Source organism: Streptomyces sp. NPDC045470 (genome assembly GCF_040646595.1).
In the GTDB taxonomy this organism is placed as follows: Bacteria; Actinomycetota; Actinomycetes; order Streptomycetales; family Streptomycetaceae; genus Streptomyces.
Window position 1 is genome coordinate 99,942 of record NZ_JBEZAN010000020.1, and the last position, 18,037, is coordinate 117,978.

21 protein-coding genes are annotated in these 18,037 nt (G+C 71.6%); 1 reads left to right on the forward strand and 20 read right to left on the reverse strand.

Going from position 1 to position 18,037, the window contains the following annotated elements:
* Positions 1-2 precede the first annotated feature (2 nt).
* From AB0A97_RS35470 to AB0A97_RS35565, 20 genes are all read right to left on the reverse strand, one after another.
* Positions 3-860: a relaxase/mobilization nuclease gene (locus AB0A97_RS35470; protein WP_361158117.1), complete on the reverse strand. Its 858-nt coding sequence runs from the start codon at positions 858-860 to the stop codon at positions 3-5.
* Positions 857-1,495: a hypothetical protein gene (locus AB0A97_RS35475; protein WP_361158120.1), complete on the reverse strand. Its 639-nt coding sequence runs from the start codon at positions 1,493-1,495 to the stop codon at positions 857-859. Before AB0A97_RS35475 ends, AB0A97_RS35470 begins: the two co-directional genes overlap by 4 nt.
* Positions 1,492-1,929 (reverse strand): hypothetical protein, encoded by a 438-nt coding sequence (locus AB0A97_RS35480; RefSeq protein WP_361158122.1) that lies wholly within the window; start codon positions 1,927-1,929, stop codon positions 1,492-1,494. Before AB0A97_RS35480 ends, AB0A97_RS35475 begins: the two co-directional genes overlap by 4 nt.
* 97 nt (positions 1,930-2,026) lie before the next feature.
* Positions 2,027-2,524 (reverse strand): hypothetical protein, encoded by a 498-nt coding sequence (locus AB0A97_RS35485; RefSeq protein ID WP_361158124.1) that lies wholly within the window; start codon positions 2,522-2,524, stop codon positions 2,027-2,029.
* Between the two features lie 272 nt (positions 2,525-2,796).
* Entirely contained in the window at positions 2,797-3,903 is a 1,107-nt protein-coding gene (locus AB0A97_RS35490) for a hypothetical protein (protein WP_361158127.1), read from the reverse strand.
* A 90-nt stretch (positions 3,904-3,993) separates the two neighbouring features.
* The gene (locus AB0A97_RS35495; RefSeq protein ID WP_361158130.1) at positions 3,994-4,335 is read right to left on the reverse strand and encodes a hypothetical protein; all 342 of its coding nucleotides are present in this window, start codon (positions 4,333-4,335) and stop codon (positions 3,994-3,996) included.
* Positions 4,332-4,787 carry a hypothetical protein gene (locus tag AB0A97_RS35500; protein WP_361158133.1) on the reverse strand — a complete coding sequence of 152 codons (456 nt, stop codon included), beginning with the start codon at positions 4,785-4,787 and terminating at the stop codon, positions 4,332-4,334. The genes AB0A97_RS35495 and AB0A97_RS35500 overlap by 4 nt, the downstream gene beginning before the upstream one ends.
* Before the next feature lie 32 nt (positions 4,788-4,819).
* The gene (locus AB0A97_RS35505; protein ID WP_361158136.1) at positions 4,820-5,938 is read right to left on the reverse strand and encodes a hypothetical protein; all 1,119 of its coding nucleotides are present in this window, start codon (positions 5,936-5,938) and stop codon (positions 4,820-4,822) included.
* Positions 5,931-6,671, reverse strand: coding sequence for a glycosyltransferase (locus AB0A97_RS35510; protein ID WP_361158221.1), 741 nt, complete (start codon positions 6,669-6,671; stop codon positions 5,931-5,933). The genes AB0A97_RS35505 and AB0A97_RS35510 overlap by 8 nt, the downstream gene beginning before the upstream one ends.
* A gap of 45 nt (positions 6,672-6,716) precedes the next feature.
* Positions 6,717-7,313 carry a hypothetical protein gene (locus AB0A97_RS35515; RefSeq protein ID WP_361158139.1) on the reverse strand — a complete coding sequence of 199 codons (597 nt, stop codon included), beginning with the start codon at positions 7,311-7,313 and terminating at the stop codon, positions 6,717-6,719.
* A gap of 36 nt (positions 7,314-7,349) precedes the next feature.
* Complete coding sequence (locus tag AB0A97_RS35520; protein WP_361158143.1) at positions 7,350-8,141, reverse strand: hypothetical protein; 792 nt, start codon at positions 8,139-8,141, stop codon at positions 7,350-7,352.
* Positions 8,142-8,167: 26 nt separating this feature from the next.
* Positions 8,168-8,575 (reverse strand): hypothetical protein, encoded by a 408-nt coding sequence (locus AB0A97_RS35525; protein WP_361158146.1) that lies wholly within the window; start codon positions 8,573-8,575, stop codon positions 8,168-8,170.
* 103 nt (positions 8,576-8,678) lie between these two features.
* The gene (locus AB0A97_RS35530) at positions 8,679-10,193 is read right to left on the reverse strand and encodes an ATP-binding protein (protein ID WP_361158149.1); all 1,515 of its coding nucleotides are present in this window, start codon (positions 10,191-10,193) and stop codon (positions 8,679-8,681) included.
* Between the two features lie 22 nt (positions 10,194-10,215).
* Positions 10,216-10,668, reverse strand: coding sequence for a DUF6238 family protein (locus tag AB0A97_RS35535; RefSeq protein ID WP_361158152.1), 453 nt, complete (start codon positions 10,666-10,668; stop codon positions 10,216-10,218).
* 65 nt (positions 10,669-10,733) lie between these two features.
* Entirely contained in the window at positions 10,734-11,045 is a 312-nt protein-coding gene (locus AB0A97_RS35540) for a hypothetical protein (RefSeq protein ID WP_361158154.1), read from the reverse strand.
* Positions 11,026-12,498 carry an SCO6880 family protein gene (locus AB0A97_RS35545; protein WP_361158157.1) on the reverse strand — a complete coding sequence of 491 codons (1,473 nt, stop codon included), beginning with the start codon at positions 12,496-12,498 and terminating at the stop codon, positions 11,026-11,028. The genes AB0A97_RS35540 and AB0A97_RS35545 overlap by 20 nt, the downstream gene beginning before the upstream one ends.
* A 75-nt stretch (positions 12,499-12,573) precedes the next feature.
* Positions 12,574-13,938: an ATP-binding protein gene (locus AB0A97_RS35550; protein WP_361158160.1), complete on the reverse strand. Its 1,365-nt coding sequence runs from the start codon at positions 13,936-13,938 to the stop codon at positions 12,574-12,576.
* Between the two features lie 15 nt (positions 13,939-13,953).
* Positions 13,954-14,622 (reverse strand): hypothetical protein, encoded by a 669-nt coding sequence (locus tag AB0A97_RS35555; protein ID WP_361158163.1) that lies wholly within the window; start codon positions 14,620-14,622, stop codon positions 13,954-13,956.
* Positions 14,622-14,939, reverse strand: coding sequence for a DUF6112 family protein (locus tag AB0A97_RS35560; protein ID WP_359293383.1), 318 nt, complete (start codon positions 14,937-14,939; stop codon positions 14,622-14,624). The genes AB0A97_RS35555 and AB0A97_RS35560 overlap by 1 nt, the downstream gene beginning before the upstream one ends.
* Positions 14,940-15,619: 680 nt before the next feature.
* On the reverse strand, positions 15,620-16,741 hold the full coding sequence (locus AB0A97_RS35565; protein ID WP_361158165.1) for a C40 family peptidase: 1,122 nt from the start codon (positions 16,739-16,741) through the stop codon (positions 15,620-15,622).
* Positions 16,742-17,241: 500 nt separating this feature from the next.
* Here AB0A97_RS35565 and AB0A97_RS35570 point away from each other — a divergent pair, with 500 nt between their 5' ends.
* Complete coding sequence (locus AB0A97_RS35570) at positions 17,242-17,997, forward strand: site-specific DNA-methyltransferase (RefSeq protein ID WP_361158225.1); 756 nt, start codon at positions 17,242-17,244, stop codon at positions 17,995-17,997.
* Positions 17,998-18,037 lie beyond the last annotated feature (40 nt).

The window sequence follows — 18,037 nt, forward strand, 5'->3', positions numbered from 1 at the left end:
TCCTACGGTGAGCGGCGCGTGGCCGCCGTGGCTGCGGGCGGTGTCGGGACGGCCGTATGCGACGGGAGTGGCGGGTTCAGGCGGGTGGCGGTGGTGTGGAGGTCGTGCTGGATGCCGTAGAGACGGCGGGCGATCAGCTCCAGGCGGTGCGCGCTCTCGTCACCGGCGGCGCCGGGCTGGTCGGCGAGGCGGTGGGCGGTGTGTTCGACCAGGCCGCGCACCGTGGCCAGTGGGCCGTCCTGTTCGTCGGCCAGCTGGGCGAGAACCGCGGCGAACGGCGCCGAAGCGCTCGGCACGGCCCGGGTACTGCCCCGCTGCGGGGAGGCGGCCGGTGCGGGGGTCAGGCGCAGGTCCGCTTCGATGCGGCGGGTTTCGTCCGCGAGCCGTCGCATCAGGTCAGCGGGCCGGTACTGCCAGGCGCCGTCGAGGCGGATGAGGTTGGCGATTACATCGAGGCGCCCGGGTTTGCCGTGGACGGCGATCCAGTGGCAGCCGCTCTGGTCGCCTGGTGTCTCGATGCCGGCGGCGCGGGCGAGGCGGTGGGCGGCCTCAGCCCACTCGGCATCGGACAGGTCCCGGTCGTCGGGGTGCAGTCGCGCCTCAAGGTGGAAGATGGCCCGCCGGTCGCCGTGGGGGCTGGCGGCGAACGGGTGCTCCAGAAGCGGATCTTCCAGGTGCTCGGCCCACTGGGTGGCGGTCCACGTCGCCTGCTCGTCGTCCAGGAGGTAGGAGTCCAGCCCCGGCCAGTAGGCCACCACGGCCTGCTCGGCAAGACCGCCCTCGATGGGCACCGCGCGCCCCAGCGCCTCGCTGAGCGGGTCGAACGGGGTGTGGGTGCGTTCGTTGACGCGCGAAATCACGTCGGCGTGCCTCCGAAAGCGCGGGCGGGGGCGCCGGCCCTGCGCAAGAGCACGATCGGATCGGTGCCGGGGGTGAAGGCCGGACGGGCGCTGAGGGCCAGGAGCCGCGGTGCGCCCTGGTCCAGGTCCTGGCCGAGCCACAGTCCGTGCAGCAGAACGTGCAGGGTCTTGGCGTGTTCCCCGGCCTCGGTGAGGACCTCGTCCATGACGCTCAGGCCCGCGGGGCGGGACTGGCCCAGCAGCGCGAAGGCGTACAGGGCGCGGCTGTAGCAGTCCAGCGACCGCCGCGCGGTGGCCGGGAGCTGTTTGACGAGGGCTTGGAGGGTGGCACAGCGAAAATCGAACCGGAGGGCGCTCAGGTACAGATGCCGGAAAGTGCGAGTGGTGACCGGATCGGGGCCGGCGGCGGTGACCTGGGCCGGGTGCAGCAGGCCGAGGACGCTGTGTCCCGCGGCGCGTGCCGTCCAGGCGGCGTCCGCGCACACCTCCGCCGATTCCCGCCAGTCGGCGTCGAGGTCGCGCAGGTCCTGGGCCAGGCGGTCCGGCCAGGAGGCGGCGCCTGGGTCAGCGGTGGCCCGGGCCGTGGCCTGGAGCAGGGCCAGGGCGCGGCCGGGGCGGCGGACGGGGAGGGTCACCGGCCGCTCCGGGCGTCGGCGATGTGCACGAGCTGGCCGAGCGCCGTGGTGGTGTACCAGCCGCAGTCGACCAGGGCGTTGGGCTCGGGGTACTTCGGCAGGAGGTGGTCCTCCATGGCGCGGAGGTAGATCAGGCAGTCGGGGCAGCGGCGCGAGAGGTGCACGAGGTAGCGGGGGTGGGCGGTGACGTAGGTCTGGGCGCCTCCGGTGGCGTCGCGCAGGCGCCATCCGTCCTCGTCGGTCGGGGTGTGCCAGGACGGGGCGACGACGCGCACCGCATCTCCCCACAGTTCCCCGTCGGCGACCCCCTTGAGGACGACAACCTGGTCGCCGGCCTGGAAGTGCTGATGGGTGATGTCCCGGGCGGGGGTCAGCGGGTCGTGCGTCGGCGCGAAGGCCGGGGGCGTAGCAGGTGTCCGGGGCGGCGGATTCATGCAGATCCTTCCACGCGAAGCGGGCGGCGGGAGGATCAATAGTCCGGACGATCGCCGGTTTGGCTAACCGGCGATTCCCGGCTATGTTCCGGCCGCCTCAGCGGAACGGGTTCTCCGTCCCACGGTCCTGCTCGGTGGCGGCGTCAAGGAGTTCGAGCAGGTCAGGGCCCTCCGCGTCCCTCTGGTCGATCCACCATCCGGCGCGGGTGACCACGCGCGCTTTCTCCTCCAGTTCCGCCCAGTCCGCCTCATCCCAGGTGCCCTCGACGACCAGTGCGGTGTGTGCGGCCGTCATCAGCTGGTGGCGGGACCGCTCGCCCCAGTCCAGGGCCCGCTCGGGGCCCTCCAGCGGCGGCATCTCGAACCTCGAAGCCCACTCGGCGGCGGCCTGCTGCTCCGCGGCGCGCTTGGCGGCGAGCCACTCCTCCTTGGATCCGGTATCGGCGTCGCGAGCCGCCTTCCAGCAGTCGGTGCAGTCCTTCCCCGCGAGCCAGCGGGCGAAGCCGGCCCGGCGGTCGGCGGGGCGTTCGGACAGGTCATGGGTGACTGAGTGGCCGCATTGGTGCTCGACGGGGAACTGGGTGCGGACTGCCATAGATGGTTCTCCTTGACGATGTGCGAAGGGAAGTGGGGGCGCCTGCGCAGGCGTGCTCGCGGCGGGAGGGCGACGCTGGCGAGAGGGTGGTCGGCCGCGAGGGACCGCAGGACGACGGCTGCGGAAGTCCTGTCCTGAGGAGGGAGTAGGAGAGGGCGGAGCCGGAGGGGTGCGATGTGTGATCTGCCGGGCGCCGCGCGGTAGTGATGCGCGCTGCCGGGACTGTCGAAGCCATCACGGCCAACGGGAGTTTCCCCGAGGGCCTGGGCCGGCTAAGGGTGGCGCGCGGTCGTCGTGGTGCGCTGGGGCGGCGCGGGCGCAGGCGTCGTCTCCAGGGCGGGGCGCGGGCGGATCCGCGGAGGCTTCGGGGCGCGGTGCGGTGGCAGGACGGCGACGGTGGCGCCGAGGTCCTCGGCCGCGTCATGCACCTCCTGCACGAGGAAGTCGAGCTGCCTTTCGAGTGCGTCGAGCCGGGCGCCGACCTGCCGGCCCTGTGCGCTCTCCAGGGCGTACGAGAACTTCGCAGCGGTGGACAGGACATGCTGCAGGCGGACCATCGGGCCTGAGTCGTAGCCCTGTTGCGTGACACTGAGGAGGGTTTCGCAGACGTCACCGGCGGCACGGGCCTCGACCACCTCCTGGACCAGCTCCTGCAGGGGCCGTTCGGGGGCAAGCTCCGGACGGTTGAACCGGGACGCGGCGTCGGGACGCAGAACTCCGGGCGGAACGGCGCGCGGCAGCGCCTGTCCGGCTGCGTACTCGTGGGCGTAGTGCCCGATGACCTCCCAGCCCGGCGCGCCCGGGTCTCCGGCGAGCGCGACCACCGTGGTGTCCTCGTCCTCGACGAGGTGGGCGAGCGTGATGCGGCGGCCGTCGGCCGCGTACCACGACTCGATCAGGTCCAGCTCGCCTCGCCGTTGCGCGACTTGGGCCTTTTCGGTCCACGTCTGCCGCTCCCCGTCGCTCAGCACTGGTGCGGGCTGGTGATGTTGTTCAGCGAGGTCGGCGGCGATGGAGCCGTAATCTGCCCAGGCAGCGAGGTGGGGCCACACCAGGGTGTGCTGCTCGCGCTCGGCGGCCGAGCCGGGAGGGGCGGGACGGTCGAGGATGCGGACGATCTCCGCATGGGAGGTGGCGAGCGCATCGAGCAGGTCCCGCCAGGCGCGGGTGTGCCGGGCATCCGGCAGCCCGTCGACGGCGCTGCGGGCCGCATCAAGCAGAGGGCCGGCGTGCGAGGCCAGGTACGCCGTGTATGTGTCGACAGCCGTGTGGTTGCGATGGGCGCGGGCAGCCGCGGCGACCTGGTGGTGGACGGTGCGTCCGTAGCGGTCACGAGCGGTGTCGAGAGCGGCTTCAGCCTCGCGGTCGAGAGCTGCCATACGCAGCCGGAAGTCACGTACTCGGGAGGTCAGAGCGACGATGTCGCTCGCGTGGGGATCGGGAATCTGTTGCTCCTGGTGGTGTCGGCATCAGTGGCGCGGCGCGCGGCCGGGCGGGGCCTGGGCGGTCATGGCCGGGCGCCGCGGCCCGGAGGCGACAACCGGCGCGGGGGCGTCGTGGCGCAGGTCCGGATCGAGGCGGACGGGGTAACGGGCGGCGCTGAGCAACTCTGCCGCCCAGGTGGCGTGTTCGTTCTCCCAGTCGCGTCCCATATCGAACGGGAGGCGGACCCAGGGGCCACGCAGCGACGGTTCGAAGAGGAAACCCGCTCGGCTGAGGACGTCTCGGGCCAGGGGATCGATGACGCCCTCGACCTCGACCTGGCCGCCCTGCCCGCGGGTGATGCTGATCGGCTCGGCACCGGATGTCATCGCGACCGCCCGGTGCGGGAGGCAGGCAGGTGGACGGTGGGCGCGTAGGTGGGCTTCGGCGGGATCGGCCGCGCGAGCGGCGCCGACGTGGTGGGTGCCGAACGGCGCGGGGACACGCGGCCGGCGGCCTGCGCGATCCGGCTGCGCTGCTCCGACAGTCCGTGGGGTCTGACAGGGCGGGGCGGGTTGGCTGATGTGGCGGGATCGAGGACGACATCGGCATGCACGGCATACCCGCTGCGGCGCAGGTCGTGGACGGCCTGCCGGGTGCGGCGTGGGCCATCGCGTTCCGGCTCCGTCAGCCGGAACAGGCCCGGCTGGCCGGCTACGGGCTCGAACTGCTCCCGCGTGAGGAACCAGTGCGCCAGGTGCGCGGGCATGTTGGAGGTGGCGGAGGCGACGAAGCCGTGGTGCGAGTGGGTGCCGAAGACGAAGTGGGTGCCGGGGTCCAAAGAGAGGGTGCTCCTAGCGTGGGGGGCCGCGGTCAGCGGTGGGGTGCGGGCCGGGCCGACGGGAGGACGCGGGGCGGCGCCGTGGCCGCGATGGCGGGCCGCGGCTGCGGGGAGGCGGCTCGCGCCTGCCGGAGAAACACCTCACCGTAGGTGAGCCAGGTCTCCACGGCCGGCCAAGTCAGGGCGTTGCGCTCAGCGGGGGTGAGCCGGGCACCACGGGCAAGGTTTTCGCGCACTGTTTCGGCATTAGTGAGGGCGACGGTGAGTTGCGCGAGCGCCTCAGCGTCGCCGGACCACAGGGTGGCGGTGGGGCGACACCGGTCCATCAGGGCGGGGGCGTGGTCCGTAACGGTGAGGAACTCGCGCCAGGTGGTGTCCAGGAACTGTGCGGTGGCGGTGCCGAGCGCGTCGAAGGTGAGCGGGGTGGCGTCGCTGTCGCGGCCCGAGGCGACCATCGCGGTCCAGACGCGGTGCTCGCTGCGGATGCGATCGAGCGCGTCGGCTATGGCCGTGGTCCGGCGGGCGTGGAGGGCCCGGTCGAAGGCGGGCAGGTAGCGCTCTGTGATGGCCCGGGCCGCCCGGCCGGGAAAGGGCGGCAGGACGATGCTGGCCGGGGCGTGGGGACCACCATAGCCCTCCTCGAACGGGCTTGGGGAGAACGCGCCGACCAGGTAGCCGAGTTGGTGGCCGGGGCGTTCCACCAGCAGCAACGTGGTCTCGGACGTTCCGTCGGTGAGGGTGAGGGTGGCGGCGTACGGGATGCGCTCGCTTTGGACCGCGCGGACCAGTTCTCCGCTGTCCCACAGCCAGGACACGAGGTCGTCCTGCCAGACGGGGTGGCAGTAGAGCTCGACCTGTGTCTCCCACTGGCCGGGCAGCAGGCGGGCGATATCGTCGGCGGCGTCGCCGATGAAGCGCCGGCTGCTGGTCGTCACGGTGGCGCCGAGTGTCTCGGCGCGGCGGACCAGGCCGGCCACGGTGGCGCGCGAGACACCCGGGTCCTCGGCCGGCAGGCAGTACACACCGGCCTCACCCCGCTGGAACCCGGATTCGACCAGCGCCTTGCCGGCGGACCCGTACTTTTCGCCGGACGCGACGGCGACGATGCCCCGCGTCCGGCTGTAGGCGAGGATGATCTGCGCGTCAGCCACGGAATGCCTCCACGCCGCGGACGGCGGCACGCAGGCTGCGCCCGTAGTGCCAGGCGTGTTCTCTGGCCGCCGTCTCCAACTGGTCGTACGACGGCGCCTGTGTCATCTGACCTGCGTGTTTGCGGTAACGGTAGACCGGCAAAGGCAGGAGAATCCCGGGGGCCAGGCAGGTGGTGCCAACGGCCGCGCAGTAGTCCTCCCCTTGAACGAGGCCCCCCATCGGGGCCGCGCGGACGAGGTCGGTGCGGGCGAGGATGGTGGTCGGTCCGATAGGGATGGTGTCGGCCGGCGACTTACAGTACGTCCAGACGTCGCCGGCCTTATGCCGGCCGGGGGGCGCCGGGCAGCGCCACAAGGTGGTCGAGCCATCAGGATGAAGGTCCTCGCTCCACCCGGCGCACCAGCCCACTCCGCCCGCCTGCAGGGCGTCCAGCCGCGCGGACATGGCGTGGTCGGTGAACAGATCGTCGTCGTCGGCCCAGTTCACGTAGGGGGTGCGGACATCGTTGAGAGCCAGGTTGCGGGCACAGGCAGCACCCACGGGACGGGGCACGACGCGGGGACGGATACGCGGGTCGGCTGCGAGCGGCGCCGGCAGGCGTGCCGGGTCGGCACCGTCGACTGCGATCACCGCCTCCCAGGGAACGGACTGCCGCGAAAGGCTTGCGTGCATGGCGGTCAGGTAGCCGAGGCGGTCCTCGCGCAGGCGGGTGGCGATGACGACCGTGATCAGGGGCGTGGGCAGGACAATCTCCGGGGCGCGGGGACAGGGGCGAGGTCAGCGGCGGGCGGCCGGGCGGGACTCTGCGGGCGCTGCCGCGGGAGCGGACCGGGGCGGCCGTGCGGCGCGGGCGGCGGATGGGCCGGCCGGTGTGCGGGCGGGAAAGGACCAGTGGCCCGGATGGTCGCTGAACCCCGTGCGCGGATCGGTGTCCCAGCCGATAACGGGACCGGCTTCGGCGTGGGGCACAGGGATAACTTCGATGCCGTGCGGGCGAAGAACGTAGCCCCATTGCACGTCCTGGTCGGCGGCGGTCTGTTCGGTGACCGTCATCCGTACCGGGGGCGAGCCGTCCGGGGTGACCAGGTCGTCCAGGGTGCTGCTGGGCCACTGCTGCCCGCCCGTCAAGGCCGAGATGAGCTCGGGCGGAGCGCCGTCGAGGAGGTCGGTGCCCAGCTCGTCCCAGCCGACGGCGACTCCGTCCACGAAGTGTCGCGCCATGGCCTCGGCGTTCCGCCCGAACCTGTGCTGGAAGGCGGCGAGGAGAAGTGGCAGTTTCTCGCTCGGCTGGCCGTCGAGGTGGACGTAGATGCCGTCGTAGCCGGTCTGGGTGGGCCGGGCGATGAAGGAACGGGTGGACAGGAGGTTCTCCAAAGATGCGGGGTTGCCGGTGCGCCCAACGGGGGCGGCCTACCGGTGGCGGGCAGCCACGGAAACGCCGGCGGGTGAAGGGACAGCCGATCGCGCGGTTGCGGTGGAGGGCGCCGTGGCCTTCTGAGGCATGGCGCGGAGGTTCACGCCGATGCCCTGGGCGGCGAGCTGTTGTGCCACGGCTTGGACGCGCAGGGCGCGGCCGTCTTCGCCGTACGCGGCGGGCAGGAGGAAGGCGGCCTGGTGCGGGAGGTACTGGAAGCCGTGGGCGTACAGCGCCAGGCGGGCCTCCGCAGGCACGCTCTCGTACGGCGCACCAAGGGCCCCGTCGCTGTAATAGGTCAGGGTCAGGACCTGGGGGACCTGGGGCGGGGCGGGCCGGTGCGGGGGCTCGGGCTCGGCCGCCGCGTTGCGGAGCACTCTGTGCAGGGCCTGCTCGTAGCGGGGCAGCAGCCGGCGGGTGACCTGGAAGGCGGCCCGGGCGGGGTCGTTGGGGACGGCGATGCCGTTCGGTTCCGGAACGCCGGCGAAATGGTGGGACTGGATGCCGTCGCCGACGGGTTCGAGCGGGGCGACGACGAACTGGCGGGAATACAGGGGCCGGTCGGTGACGTACAGCCGCTGGCTGTCGGGGCCGTAGAGGACGGCGTCGTGGGTGAGGACGTACTGGCTGACGATGTGATAGACGTGGCCGAGGTCCCAGAGCTGACCGGCCGTGGGGAACTGGTCCCTGTACGCGGCGTGGCGGTGGTACGTGCTGGTCCAGGTGCCGGGCAGACGGGCGGCCAGGTCGGCGGCGAAGGCGGGCAACTCGCGGCGTGAAGTGGGCATGGGCTCCTTGAGGGGGAGAAAAGAAGTCAGCGTCCGCGCGGCACACGGGCAGGCAGGGCGTTGGGGGTGGGCGATTGGCCCGGGGTTTTGCCGGGGCGGGGCGCCGGGTGTGCGGCGCCGTCGCTCGTCGTCACCTGACGGTAGGCGTGGAGAACGTTCAGGAGGTGCTCGACTGCGTCGGCGCGGCGGGCGGCCAGGATGTCGATTTGCGTGGCGCTGTTCTGCAGAATGCCGAGCGAATTGATCGGTGCCCTTCCGGCGGCGACGCGCGTCAGGGTGGAGGCCGCGCCGTGGGCGGCGTCGGTGACTTGTTCGTGGACGTGGTCCAGGTGGCGCGCTGCTGTGGCCACGAGCTGGGCGAGGACGCTCGCAGGGCTGTCAACGGCATGAAGCCGGGCCAGGCACCGCGGCGACATGCCGAGGGATTCGCTCACCTTTTGAGAGCCGATGGCAGACGTACGGGGGTGGCTTCCGGTCCCCGTCTGCGTGTTCTCGTCCGCTGGAGTTGCGGTCATGGGCTTTCCGTTTCGCTGGGCTTCAGTGCATACGGGCGTCTGTGTCGAATAGTGACAATTCGCGAGGATGGAGATGGTGCTGTACGACGAAGGACCGGCCTGCCACCTTCCACAGTCCTCTGCCGCGGTTGAGGTGGGAGACGGCGTCTGCCTCCACCGAGGTCAGGCCCAGCAGGACGGCGGCGGCGTGGAGTTGGTCGGTCTCCTGTCGGTAGATGATGCGGGTGGAGCAGTCGGCCAGCAGGCCCTCCGCCAGGGCGCGTCCGCGGGATCCGGCGTCGCCGGCGGTGAGGAGGTCGGACAGTCGGTGGATGACCATGAGGTTGGCGATGCCCAGGCCGCGGCTCAGTTTCCACTGGGACTGCATGCGTTGCAGCAGGCCGGGGTGGCGCATCAGGCGCCACGCTTCGTCGTACACGATCCAGCGCCGGCCGCCGCGGGGGTCGGTGAGCGCGGATTCCATCCAGGCGGAGGCGCAGGTCATGGCGAGGACGAGGGCGGTGTCCTCGCCGGATCCGCCCAGCCGGGACAGGTCGATGGTGAGCATCGGGGAGCTGGGATCGAAGCGCACGGTGGAGGGCGCGTCGAACATGCCGGCCAGGTCGCCGTGGATCAGCCGCCGCATCGCGTGGGCGAGGTCGCGGGCCGCCTCGCCGAGCCGTCCGGACATCATCCCGGCGGCCTCATCGAGCTGCTCGGGGTTGTTCAGGGCAGCGGCGACGTCGCCGAGCAGCGGGGTGCGGCCGGTCTCGGCGGCGCGGGTGACGGCCGCGTCGAGGGCGACGTCCAGGGCGGTGTGCTCCATGGGCATCAGGTCCCGGCCGAGGACGGTGCGGGCCAGGGAGCCGAGCAGCAGCAGTCGGCGCTTGCGGATCTCGCTGTCCCAGTCGGTCTCGGAGATGCTCTGCGGCCGGGGTGCGGCGTCCAGGGGGTTGAGGCGGCCGGGCAGTCCGGGGCCCAGGGCCACGGACATGCCGCCCAGTGCCTGGGCCACGGGGGTCCATTCGCCCTTGGGGTCGCACGGGACGTAGACCCGGTAGCCGAAGGCGACGGAGCGCAGCGCGAACGATTTTGCGAGCGCGGACTTGCCCTGTCCGATCACTCCGGCGAGCAGGATGTTCGGGTTGGTGAAGCCCTCGATCTTGCCGTACAGGGCGAAGGGGTCGAAGACGAACGAGGCTTCGGCGTGGACGTCGCGGCCGATGTAGATGCCCTCGGCGCCGAGGCCGCCTTCGGCCAGGAAGGGGTAGGCGCCGGCCGCGATGGCGGTTGTCATGCGGTGGGCGGGGAGCTTGAGGCGGTTGCCGCGGGCGGAGCCGGGCCCGGGGCGTCCGCCGGGCGGATAGAGGGGCGCGGGGGCCTCGTGTTCGGCTGGTGCGGTGCCCGCCGGGTGGGCGGTTGCTTCGGCGCGGGCTTTGGCCGAGGCTTCGGCGAGCTGGCGGCGGGCGGCCTTGCGGCTGGCCCGGTCGGTGCCGTGCGGGGTGAACAGGGGGGAGGCGGAGGCGCGACGTGCGCGGCGGGCGGGCCGGTGGCTCATCGGGGCCCTCGTTTCGTGATGCTCAGCGCACGCATGCGGCGGTGTGCGGCGCACGGTTGAGGTCGGTGGGCGTGGTCTTGCGGCGGACGCTGTGCCCGGCGGCGAGGTGACGCTGGCAGATCGTGAGGACCGGCGGTCCTTCCGGGAGGTGCTCGGGGCGGCACTCGGTGGAGGCGGCGGCTGCGGACGGCAGCAGGTGGAAGGCCGAGTGGGCCTCGGCGGACGCCTGCCACAGCCGGGTGTGCGCAGTGGCCAGGTGCCGTCCGGCGCCGGGATGCTCAGGGCGGGCCGCCTCGGCGAGCTGGTCGAGGAGCCGGTGGAGCGCGGTGAGGTGGGCGTGGAGCGCGTCGAGGTGGACGCGGTCCACCGGCTGCGGGGGCACGGCCCGGTCCAGGGTGTGGGCGTGGTGGCGGATGCCGGCGGTAGCGGCACGGAGGTAGGGGTGTGCGTCGCTGGTGGTGTGCGAGGAGGTCAAGAGGGTCCTTGCTGCCGTGGGGCAGGCGGTGACGGCCGGTGTGCTGACGGCACGGGGACGCCGTGTCAGCGGGAGCGGCGCGGTGCGGGAGCGACTGGCGGAGCGGGCAGGCGGCCCGGGGCGGCGGCCAGCTGTTCCAGCCGGTGGATGACGGTATCGAGCCGGTCGCTGGCTTCGATGGCCGTGCTTTCGCGTTCCTCTTCGTACGCCGCGCGCTGGGCCTCGATGACCTCGCCTTCCGCGTCGCGGTAGGCGTCCAGGCGCTGCTGGTGGCGCAGCTGCAGCTCTTTGAGGTCGGCGAGCAGCTTATGGAGGTCGTCGGTCAGGTGCGGGGAGGGGGGCAGGGCGGCCTCCGGGTTACAGGGTGGTTCGGGCAAGGGGCAGCGCGGCGACGGCGAAGGCGTCGGGCTGCTGGTAGTTCAGGCGGCGCAGGTCGACGCCGGCGGTGACGGCGGCGGTCTCGATCTGCGCGCAGGCGGCGTCGAGGAGGGCGTCGGTTTCGGCGGTGACGGTGACCAGGCCGGTCAGGGCGACGTCGGCGTGCCCGGCGATGAGCTGGCGCTCGCGCTGTTTGACGTCGGCGTACTCGACGGAGTCCGCTTCGTTGTCGACCTGGCCGCGCCGGGTGCGCTCGCTGGCGTCCGCGATGATCTGGGCTTTCTTGCGCTGGACGTCGCGCAGTGCGGACTCCAATGCCTGGGGTACGTAGATGAGGGAGAGGCTGCGGCGGACCCCGGCGGTGAACATCAGGCCGTGCAGGAACCCGGCACCCATCTCGGTCCGCGGCCAGTTCTCCACCCAGTAGGTCGCGTGCTGCGCGCTGTCCGTGGCGAGGCGGTCGTACTCCTCGACCTGGACGACGGGCCCGGCGGCGGCCGGGTCGGCCTCCGCCCGCCCGGTCTCGGACCACTGCTGCAAAGCGGAGAGGGCTTCGGGGTCGTAGGCGGTACGGATGACGGCGGCGGTCTCCCGGGCGCTGAGCCACCCGGTGACCGTCAGTCCGGCGTTGCGGGCGGCCTGGGCGACGCTCGCGGTGGTCTGCTGCATGACGGTGAAGGCGCCGGTCAGGCCGCCGCCGGCCTGGCTGATCAGGCGCCGGGCGGCCTTCAGGTCGAGGGAGATCGCGAGGTACGTCTCGTGGGGGGCTGCGGCGGGCCCGGCGGCGGCGACCAGTTCGGAGTAGACCTGCCCGGCGACCGGGGTGTCCGGCCGGCCGTGCTGGGACCAGTGCCGGGCGAGGGTGTCGCCGGAGTCGGGCACGGTGCGCTCCAGGACCTGCACGGTGGCCACCTGCCCGGTGCGGGCGAGACCGGCGAGCGCCCGGCCCCAGCCGTTGACGTTGTGGTTCTGCGTGGCCGGGTCGAGCAGGACGAAGGCCCGGGAGGAGACGCGGGCGATGGCGGTGAGCGTCTGCTGGTGCGGGTCGTGGACGGCCGCGGCGTCCGTGGCGGAGTCGCCGGGGGTGACGACCTTGAGGGAGGCGGCGGTGCCGGGCAGATGCAGGACACCGTCCTGCCGCGGGCGAGTGACGGGCCGGGCGAGCCACAGGGTCTGCCCGGTGCGGCGGCGGTGCGCGTAGCGGGCGACGACCGGAGCCCAGTCGATCAGGGACCGGCCATGCCGGCGGACCGCGACCAGGGCGGCGACCACCGCCCACAGCGGGGCCAGGGCCAGGACGCCGAGCAGCCCGGTGGAGACGACCGTCACCAGCAACAGTGCCAGGGCCGAAGAGACAAGGACGAGTTGGGGAAGGGTGAGGCCCAGGAGGATGCCGCGACGGCTCCGGTGCGGGAACTTCACCGTGACAGGGGCGATGGCTGGATCGGACAAGAGGGCGGGTTCCTCAAGGCGCGGGGCCGGGGGCGGAAGGCAGGTGCCTCCCGCCCCCGGGGATCGGGCAGGTGGTCACAGGCCGGTCGGGGGAGGCGGCGGTGCGGCCGGTCCGGTGGTGCCGGAGTCCTTAAGGCCGGTGGACGGCGGGGCGCCCTGCGGCGGCGGGGACGTGGTCGGCGGGCTGGACTGCCACCCACCGGCCTGGCCTTGTGCAGCGCCCGGCCCGGAGCCGCCCGGCCCCGGACTGCCGCCCGTCTGGCTGCTGGTGTCGTCCCTGACGCTGGTCGGCGGCGGCTGGACGGCCTTCTCCAGGCCCGTCTTGGCAGCATCACCGCCGGGCGAGACGCCGGAACCGGCATTCTGCGAACTGCTTCGGTCCCCGCCGGAGGAGGCGGGAGCGACGTCGCCGGGGAAGCCTGCGTCCGGCCCCTGCGGGGCGGCTCCCGCTCCGGCTCCGGCTGCGGCGCCGCCGGTTCCGGCGGTCGCCGCGGCCGAGGCGGCCTTCTTCCCGGCGCGTTCGGTGTGCTGCTTGGCGAGCTGGGCACCGGCACCGCCGGCGCGATGCAGCGTCTCCCCGTCGCTGCCCTCGGCCGCCCAGTGGACGAACTTGAAGGTCATATACGGGCACAGCAGAATCAAAGCCATGATCACGATGCCGGCGAGGACGTCCGCGAGGGCGGCCAGGCCGTCCTTGGCCTCGGTCTTGCCCATCGCGGAGATGCCGAGCACGAAGATGATCGTCATCAGCAGCTTGCTGGCGACCAGGGTGGCGGTGGCTTCGATCCAGCCCTTGCGCCAGCGGCGGGCGGCTTCCCAGCCGCCGCCGGCCCCGGCGAAGACGGCCAGGGTGACCATGACCAGGATGCCCACCTTTCTGACCATCATGACGCACCAGTAGAGGATGGCGCCGATGGCCACGCCGAGTCCGGCGAAGACCATCACGAGCCACCCGAGGCCCGACAGGGAGGTGAGCTGGCCGACCTTGACGATGCGGCGCACCGCGGACTCGATGTTCAGGTTCGCGGCTTTGAGCAGCCCGGCGGACAGGGCATCGACCACTTCGATGGCGACGGTGGTCAGGGCGATGGCGGCGAAGGCGAAGATGACGCCGGATATGGTGCCGGTGAGCGCCTGGGTCAGGGCCTGTCCGTCGCGCCGGACTGCTGCGCGGATGAGCTGGGCGCAGAACGTGGCGACCAGCAGCACGAGGCCGATCGGCAGGATCGTCTCGTAGTTGTCACGGAACCAGCCTGCGTTCAGATCGACGCGGGTGGTGCTGTCGACAGCCTTGGCCGCCAGATCGGCTGCGGCAGCAGCGAGTTCGCCCGCGGATTTGGCGAGCCAGTCGCCGACGGCTTTGCCCGGGTCGGAGGCGAAGTCCACGGCCTCACCGACGGCGCAGACCTTGTCCGCGAGGGGGAGGTCACAAAACCCCATGGGGACTCCATTCGGTCAGGGCGCGACGCGCGGGGCGATGGCGACGAGCGAGCAGTCGTGGGACGGGCGGCACTGGACGGCGAGGGTGATGGAGCGGTCTTCGGCTCCGCCGCCGCCCTTGGCCCAGGTGATGGTCTGCTTGCCGGTGACGGTGACGGCGTAGATGTACGCCTTGGCGATCTCCGAGGGGTTCTCCGCCAGGGCCTGCTTGAAGGCGGCCGGGTAGTGGGCCTCGGCGACGGTGGCGCCGGCGCGCTGCTTTTGATCAGCCATCCGCGACCACAGGAGCGGGTCGGGCATCTGCGCGGAGACCGAGGCCCAGTCGTTGTACTGGCCTTCCTTGGTCATCCACGCCTGCATGCCGGCGGACTGCTGGTCATGGCTGGTGGTGCGGGTGTCGTAGGTCCAGAGCATCTGGGCGGCGGCCTTGGCGAACTGGACCGGATCGGAGATCTGTGGCGGGCGGGCCACCGGGCCGGCCCCGGTGTCCGGGTCCTGCGCGGGCGGCACGGAACTCTGAGCCGGTGACGGGTCGCTGGAGGGGGCGCTGTGCTCCTCGCCCCGGCCGGTGAACAAGGCGGTCGCGGCAGCGATGGCCAGCAGGCACACCAGCCCGATCGCCACCAGGGCGATGCGGCGGTTGGCCGACCAGCCGCCGCCATAGCGGAAGAATCGATTTTGCATCAGTGGACCTGTGAGCCCAGGGTCGAGAAGAAGGCCACGAGGCCGTTGGCGGCGCCGAGTCCGACGGCGGCGCCGGCGGCGACGGTGGCGCCCTTCTTGCCGTTGGCCTCGGCCTGGTGACCGCCGGTGTGGTGGCCCCAGGCCCAGACCGCAAGACTGACGGCGAGTGCTCCGACGACGGCGATGATGCCGAACAAATTGATGGAGTTGACGACGTTCTTCAGGACGGCCAGGCCGGGCAGGCCGCCGCCCTTGGGGGAGATGCCCGGGTCGTAGGCGAGCTGGACGACGCGGTCGGCGAGTGGTGACACGGGGATGGCGGGCTCCTTGTGTGCGCAGGGCACCAGGGCCCGGCGGACAGGAAGGTGAGAAGAAGGGGAAGGGGCGCGCAAGGGGCGCGAGGAAGGTGCGGGTTCCGGCCGGGCTTGCCGGGGCGGGAGCGCGTAAGAGAGCGGCAACCGGCGGAGAGCCGGGGACGCGACGTGCTGCCATGGGCAACCTGCCGAAGAAGCAGGTTGACGGGCGCCAGGGGAACTGGCGTCCGCAGAAAACAGCAACCTTCGGACAGCGGCTCAAAACCGCCGGTTACCTGGGCAACGGCAATGTGGGCCGGAACGCAAGGGAGGTGTAGGTTCCGATTTGGCTTGTCGCCCGGGATCGCGTTGACCAGCGACTTTGCCGGAGCGTCCAGCAGACTTGTCGGCGGATCTGTCCGTCTGATCTGCCGCTTCCTACGCGTCAGCCGCTGAACGGGAGAGCTGGACCGGCGAACCGTCCGACCACTTGTCAGCGCTGGTACGGAAGAGTGGACGCGGCACGGATACCGGTGTGTCGGCTTCCGGCCAGGGGTAGCCTGCCGAAGAGGCGGGACATCCAGGCAAACCTAAGGCCGCCCGCTGGAGGTAGGAGCCGCTAACAGCGGTTTCAAACCGACAAGTTGCCGACAGATGGCTTGGACAACGACACCTCTATTCGGAACCTACAGGAGGGGCCTGGGTCAGACGACGCGGCGGGCGGCCAGGACGGCCATGCTCTTGATCGGCACGATTCGGACCGGCTTGCCGGTGCGCGGGGCTTCGATGACCAAGCCGTCGCCGAGGTACATCGCGACGTGCTCGGGGGCGGCGGCGCTTCCGCGACTGAACACCAGGTCACCCGGCTTGAGCGTCTTCGAGGAGACGGCTTTGCCGTTGCGGACCTGGTCCTGGGTCACCCGGTCGAGGGCGACGCCGACGTGCTGGTACGCCTGCTGCATCAACGAGCTGCAGTCGCAGCGCCCCATCGGATCCGCGCCCCGGGGGGCGGTGCACTGGCCGCCCCACTGGTACATCGTCCCGAGCTGCTGCATCGCCCACATGATCGCTTTGCGGGCCCGCGGATCGGTGTCCTTCGGAATCCGGTAGCCCTTGGGGATTTTGCCCTCGGGAATGTTCCCGAAGGACGAGCCGTCGCTCGTGGTGCCGCAGTCGGACGCGGTGGGCGGCGGCTTGGCGCCAGAGGCGGCGCCGTCCTGGTCGCCGCCGGGGAAGGTCGCCGCGATGGCCTTTTGCAGGGCGGTGCTCAGCTGCTCCCACTGGGCGTAGGCGTCCGGGAGGCCGGACTTCTGCACTGCCTGCGCGGCCTGCGTAATGGTCATCTGCTGCCAGCCTTTGACCTTGAGCAACGCTTTGTAGAACCGTTCGCTCGCGTACACGGGGTCGCGGATCTGCTGGGCGGTGCCCCAGTTCTGGCTGGGCCGCTGCTGGAACAGCCCCAGGGAGTCGCGGTCGCCGCTGCTGAGGTTGCGCAGCCGGCTCTCCTGCATCGCGGTGGCCAGCGCGACGATCTGCCCGCGCCGGGGCACCTTGAGGCTGATGCCGGTGGCGACGATGGTCTGGGCGTTCGGGACCTGTTCACCGGGCAGGTCCAGGCCCTTGATCCGGATATTGGAGGCATTCGCGCCGTCCAGGATCTTGGTCACCTGCTCGGTGACCTTGCCGGTGTCCAGGCCGGGATAGCACGGGCTGGTGGCGCTGGTGCCGGTGGCGGCTTCACTGGAGCCGGCCATCATCATGGCTGCGCCGCCGAGGAGGAGCGGGGACAGGACGGCGACGCCGATGCCGGCGGCGAGCGCCTTCAACCCGAAAGACCCGCCCGCCGGTCACGGTTTTCGGGCAGGGGTGGGTAACGCGTGGTCATGCAGGTGTCCTTGGAGTGTGATGTCCGGCGTGCCGTACGCGCAACCAGGTGGCGGAGGGGGACGGCAGCCGGGGCGGGCGATCTGAGGGGTGGCCGCTGCGGGCGAGGTGCTCGCTGGGCGCGGGCCGCCAGATGTGCCGACAGGGCAGGGGGCTCTGCGCGAGGCCGGGTGGGGTAGCCAGCGGCGGTGTGTGCCGGGCGGTTCCAAAACAGTAGGGCCGGATCGGCGGTTGGCCAAAAAGTCGGCGACGAGGTGCCGGAATCCGGTCCTTCGGCGCCGACTTCTTGGTCGTCGGCGAACTCGCCCCTACAGTTTTGGAACTCCCCTCGCCCCTCGGTCTGCGGCCCGGGCTTCTGCATGCCCCTTTTCCGGCCCGCGGGGATTCACGCGCGAGACGGTCAGTTCCCTTTGTGCTTCCACACCCGAATCGGGGTTCCTCTTTGCCTTTTTCCCTTCACCAGGGCGATGCCCTCGACATCCTCGCTGGCCTCCCGGACGGCTGCGTCGACTCCGTGATCACCGATCCGCCGTACAACTCGGGCGGACGGACCGCGAAGGAACGCACCAGCCGCTCGGCGAAGCAGAAGTACACCTCCGCCGACGCCACGCACACCCTTGGCGACTTCACCGGCGAGAACATGGACCAGCGCAGCTACGGGTTCTGGTTGACGCAGATCATGACCCAGGCCCATCGGCTCACCCGCACCGGGGGTACCGCGCTGCTGTTCACCGACTGGCGTCAGCTTCCGGTCACGACGGACGCGATCCAGGCGGCCGGATGGCTGTGGCGAGGGGTGCTGGCGTGGAACAAGCCGCAGGTCCGCCCGCAGAAGGGCAGGTTCAAGCAGTCGTGCGAATTCATCGTCTGGGCCAGCAAGGGCCCGATCGATGCGGCACGCAATCCGGTCTACCTGCCGGGCTTCTACACGGCGTCGCAGCCCAGCGGCAAGGTTCGCCAGCACATCACGCAAAAGCCCGTCGAGGTGATGCGCGAGCTGGTCAAGATCAGCCCCGAAGGCGGCACGGTGCTCGACTTCTGCGCCGGTTCGGGCTCCACCGGTGTCGCAGCCCTGCTCGAAGGCAGGGACTTCATCGGCGTGGAGAAGACCGAGCACTATGCGTCCATCGCGGCCGACCGGCTCACGGAGACGATCCGCGAATCGCTGACTCAGGATGACGTGTCCCTCACCGCTTGATTCTCCAACTGCATTCTCTGGCAGCCGGAAGCGACACTGA

Bases quoted from the DNA above. Each gene is read 5' to 3' on its own strand.
- AB0A97_RS35480 (WP_361158122.1), bottom strand. From the start codon at position 1,929: ATGAATCCGCCGCCCCGGACACCTGCTACGCCCCCGGCCTTCGCGCCG.
- AB0A97_RS35485 (WP_361158124.1), bottom strand. From the start codon at position 2,524: ATGGCAGTCCGCACCCAGTTCCCCGTCGAGCACCAATGCGGCCACTCA.
- AB0A97_RS35495 (WP_361158130.1), bottom strand. From the start codon at position 4,335: ATGACATCCGGTGCCGAGCCGATCAGCATCACCCGCGGGCAGGGCGGC.
- AB0A97_RS35530 (WP_361158149.1), bottom strand. From the start codon at position 10,193: ATGAGCCACCGGCCCGCCCGCCGCGCACGTCGCGCCTCCGCCTCCCCC.
- AB0A97_RS35520 (WP_361158143.1), bottom strand. From the start codon at position 8,141: ATGCCCACTTCACGCCGCGAGTTGCCCGCCTTCGCCGCCGACCTGGCC.
- AB0A97_RS35490 (WP_361158127.1), bottom strand. From the start codon at position 3,903: ATGGCAGCTCTCGACCGCGAGGCTGAAGCCGCTCTCGACACCGCTCGT.
- AB0A97_RS35550 (WP_361158160.1), bottom strand. From the start codon at position 13,938: ATGGGGTTTTGTGACCTCCCCCTCGCGGACAAGGTCTGCGCCGTCGGT.
- AB0A97_RS35555 (WP_361158163.1), bottom strand. From the start codon at position 14,622: ATGCAAAATCGATTCTTCCGCTATGGCGGCGGCTGGTCGGCCAACCGC.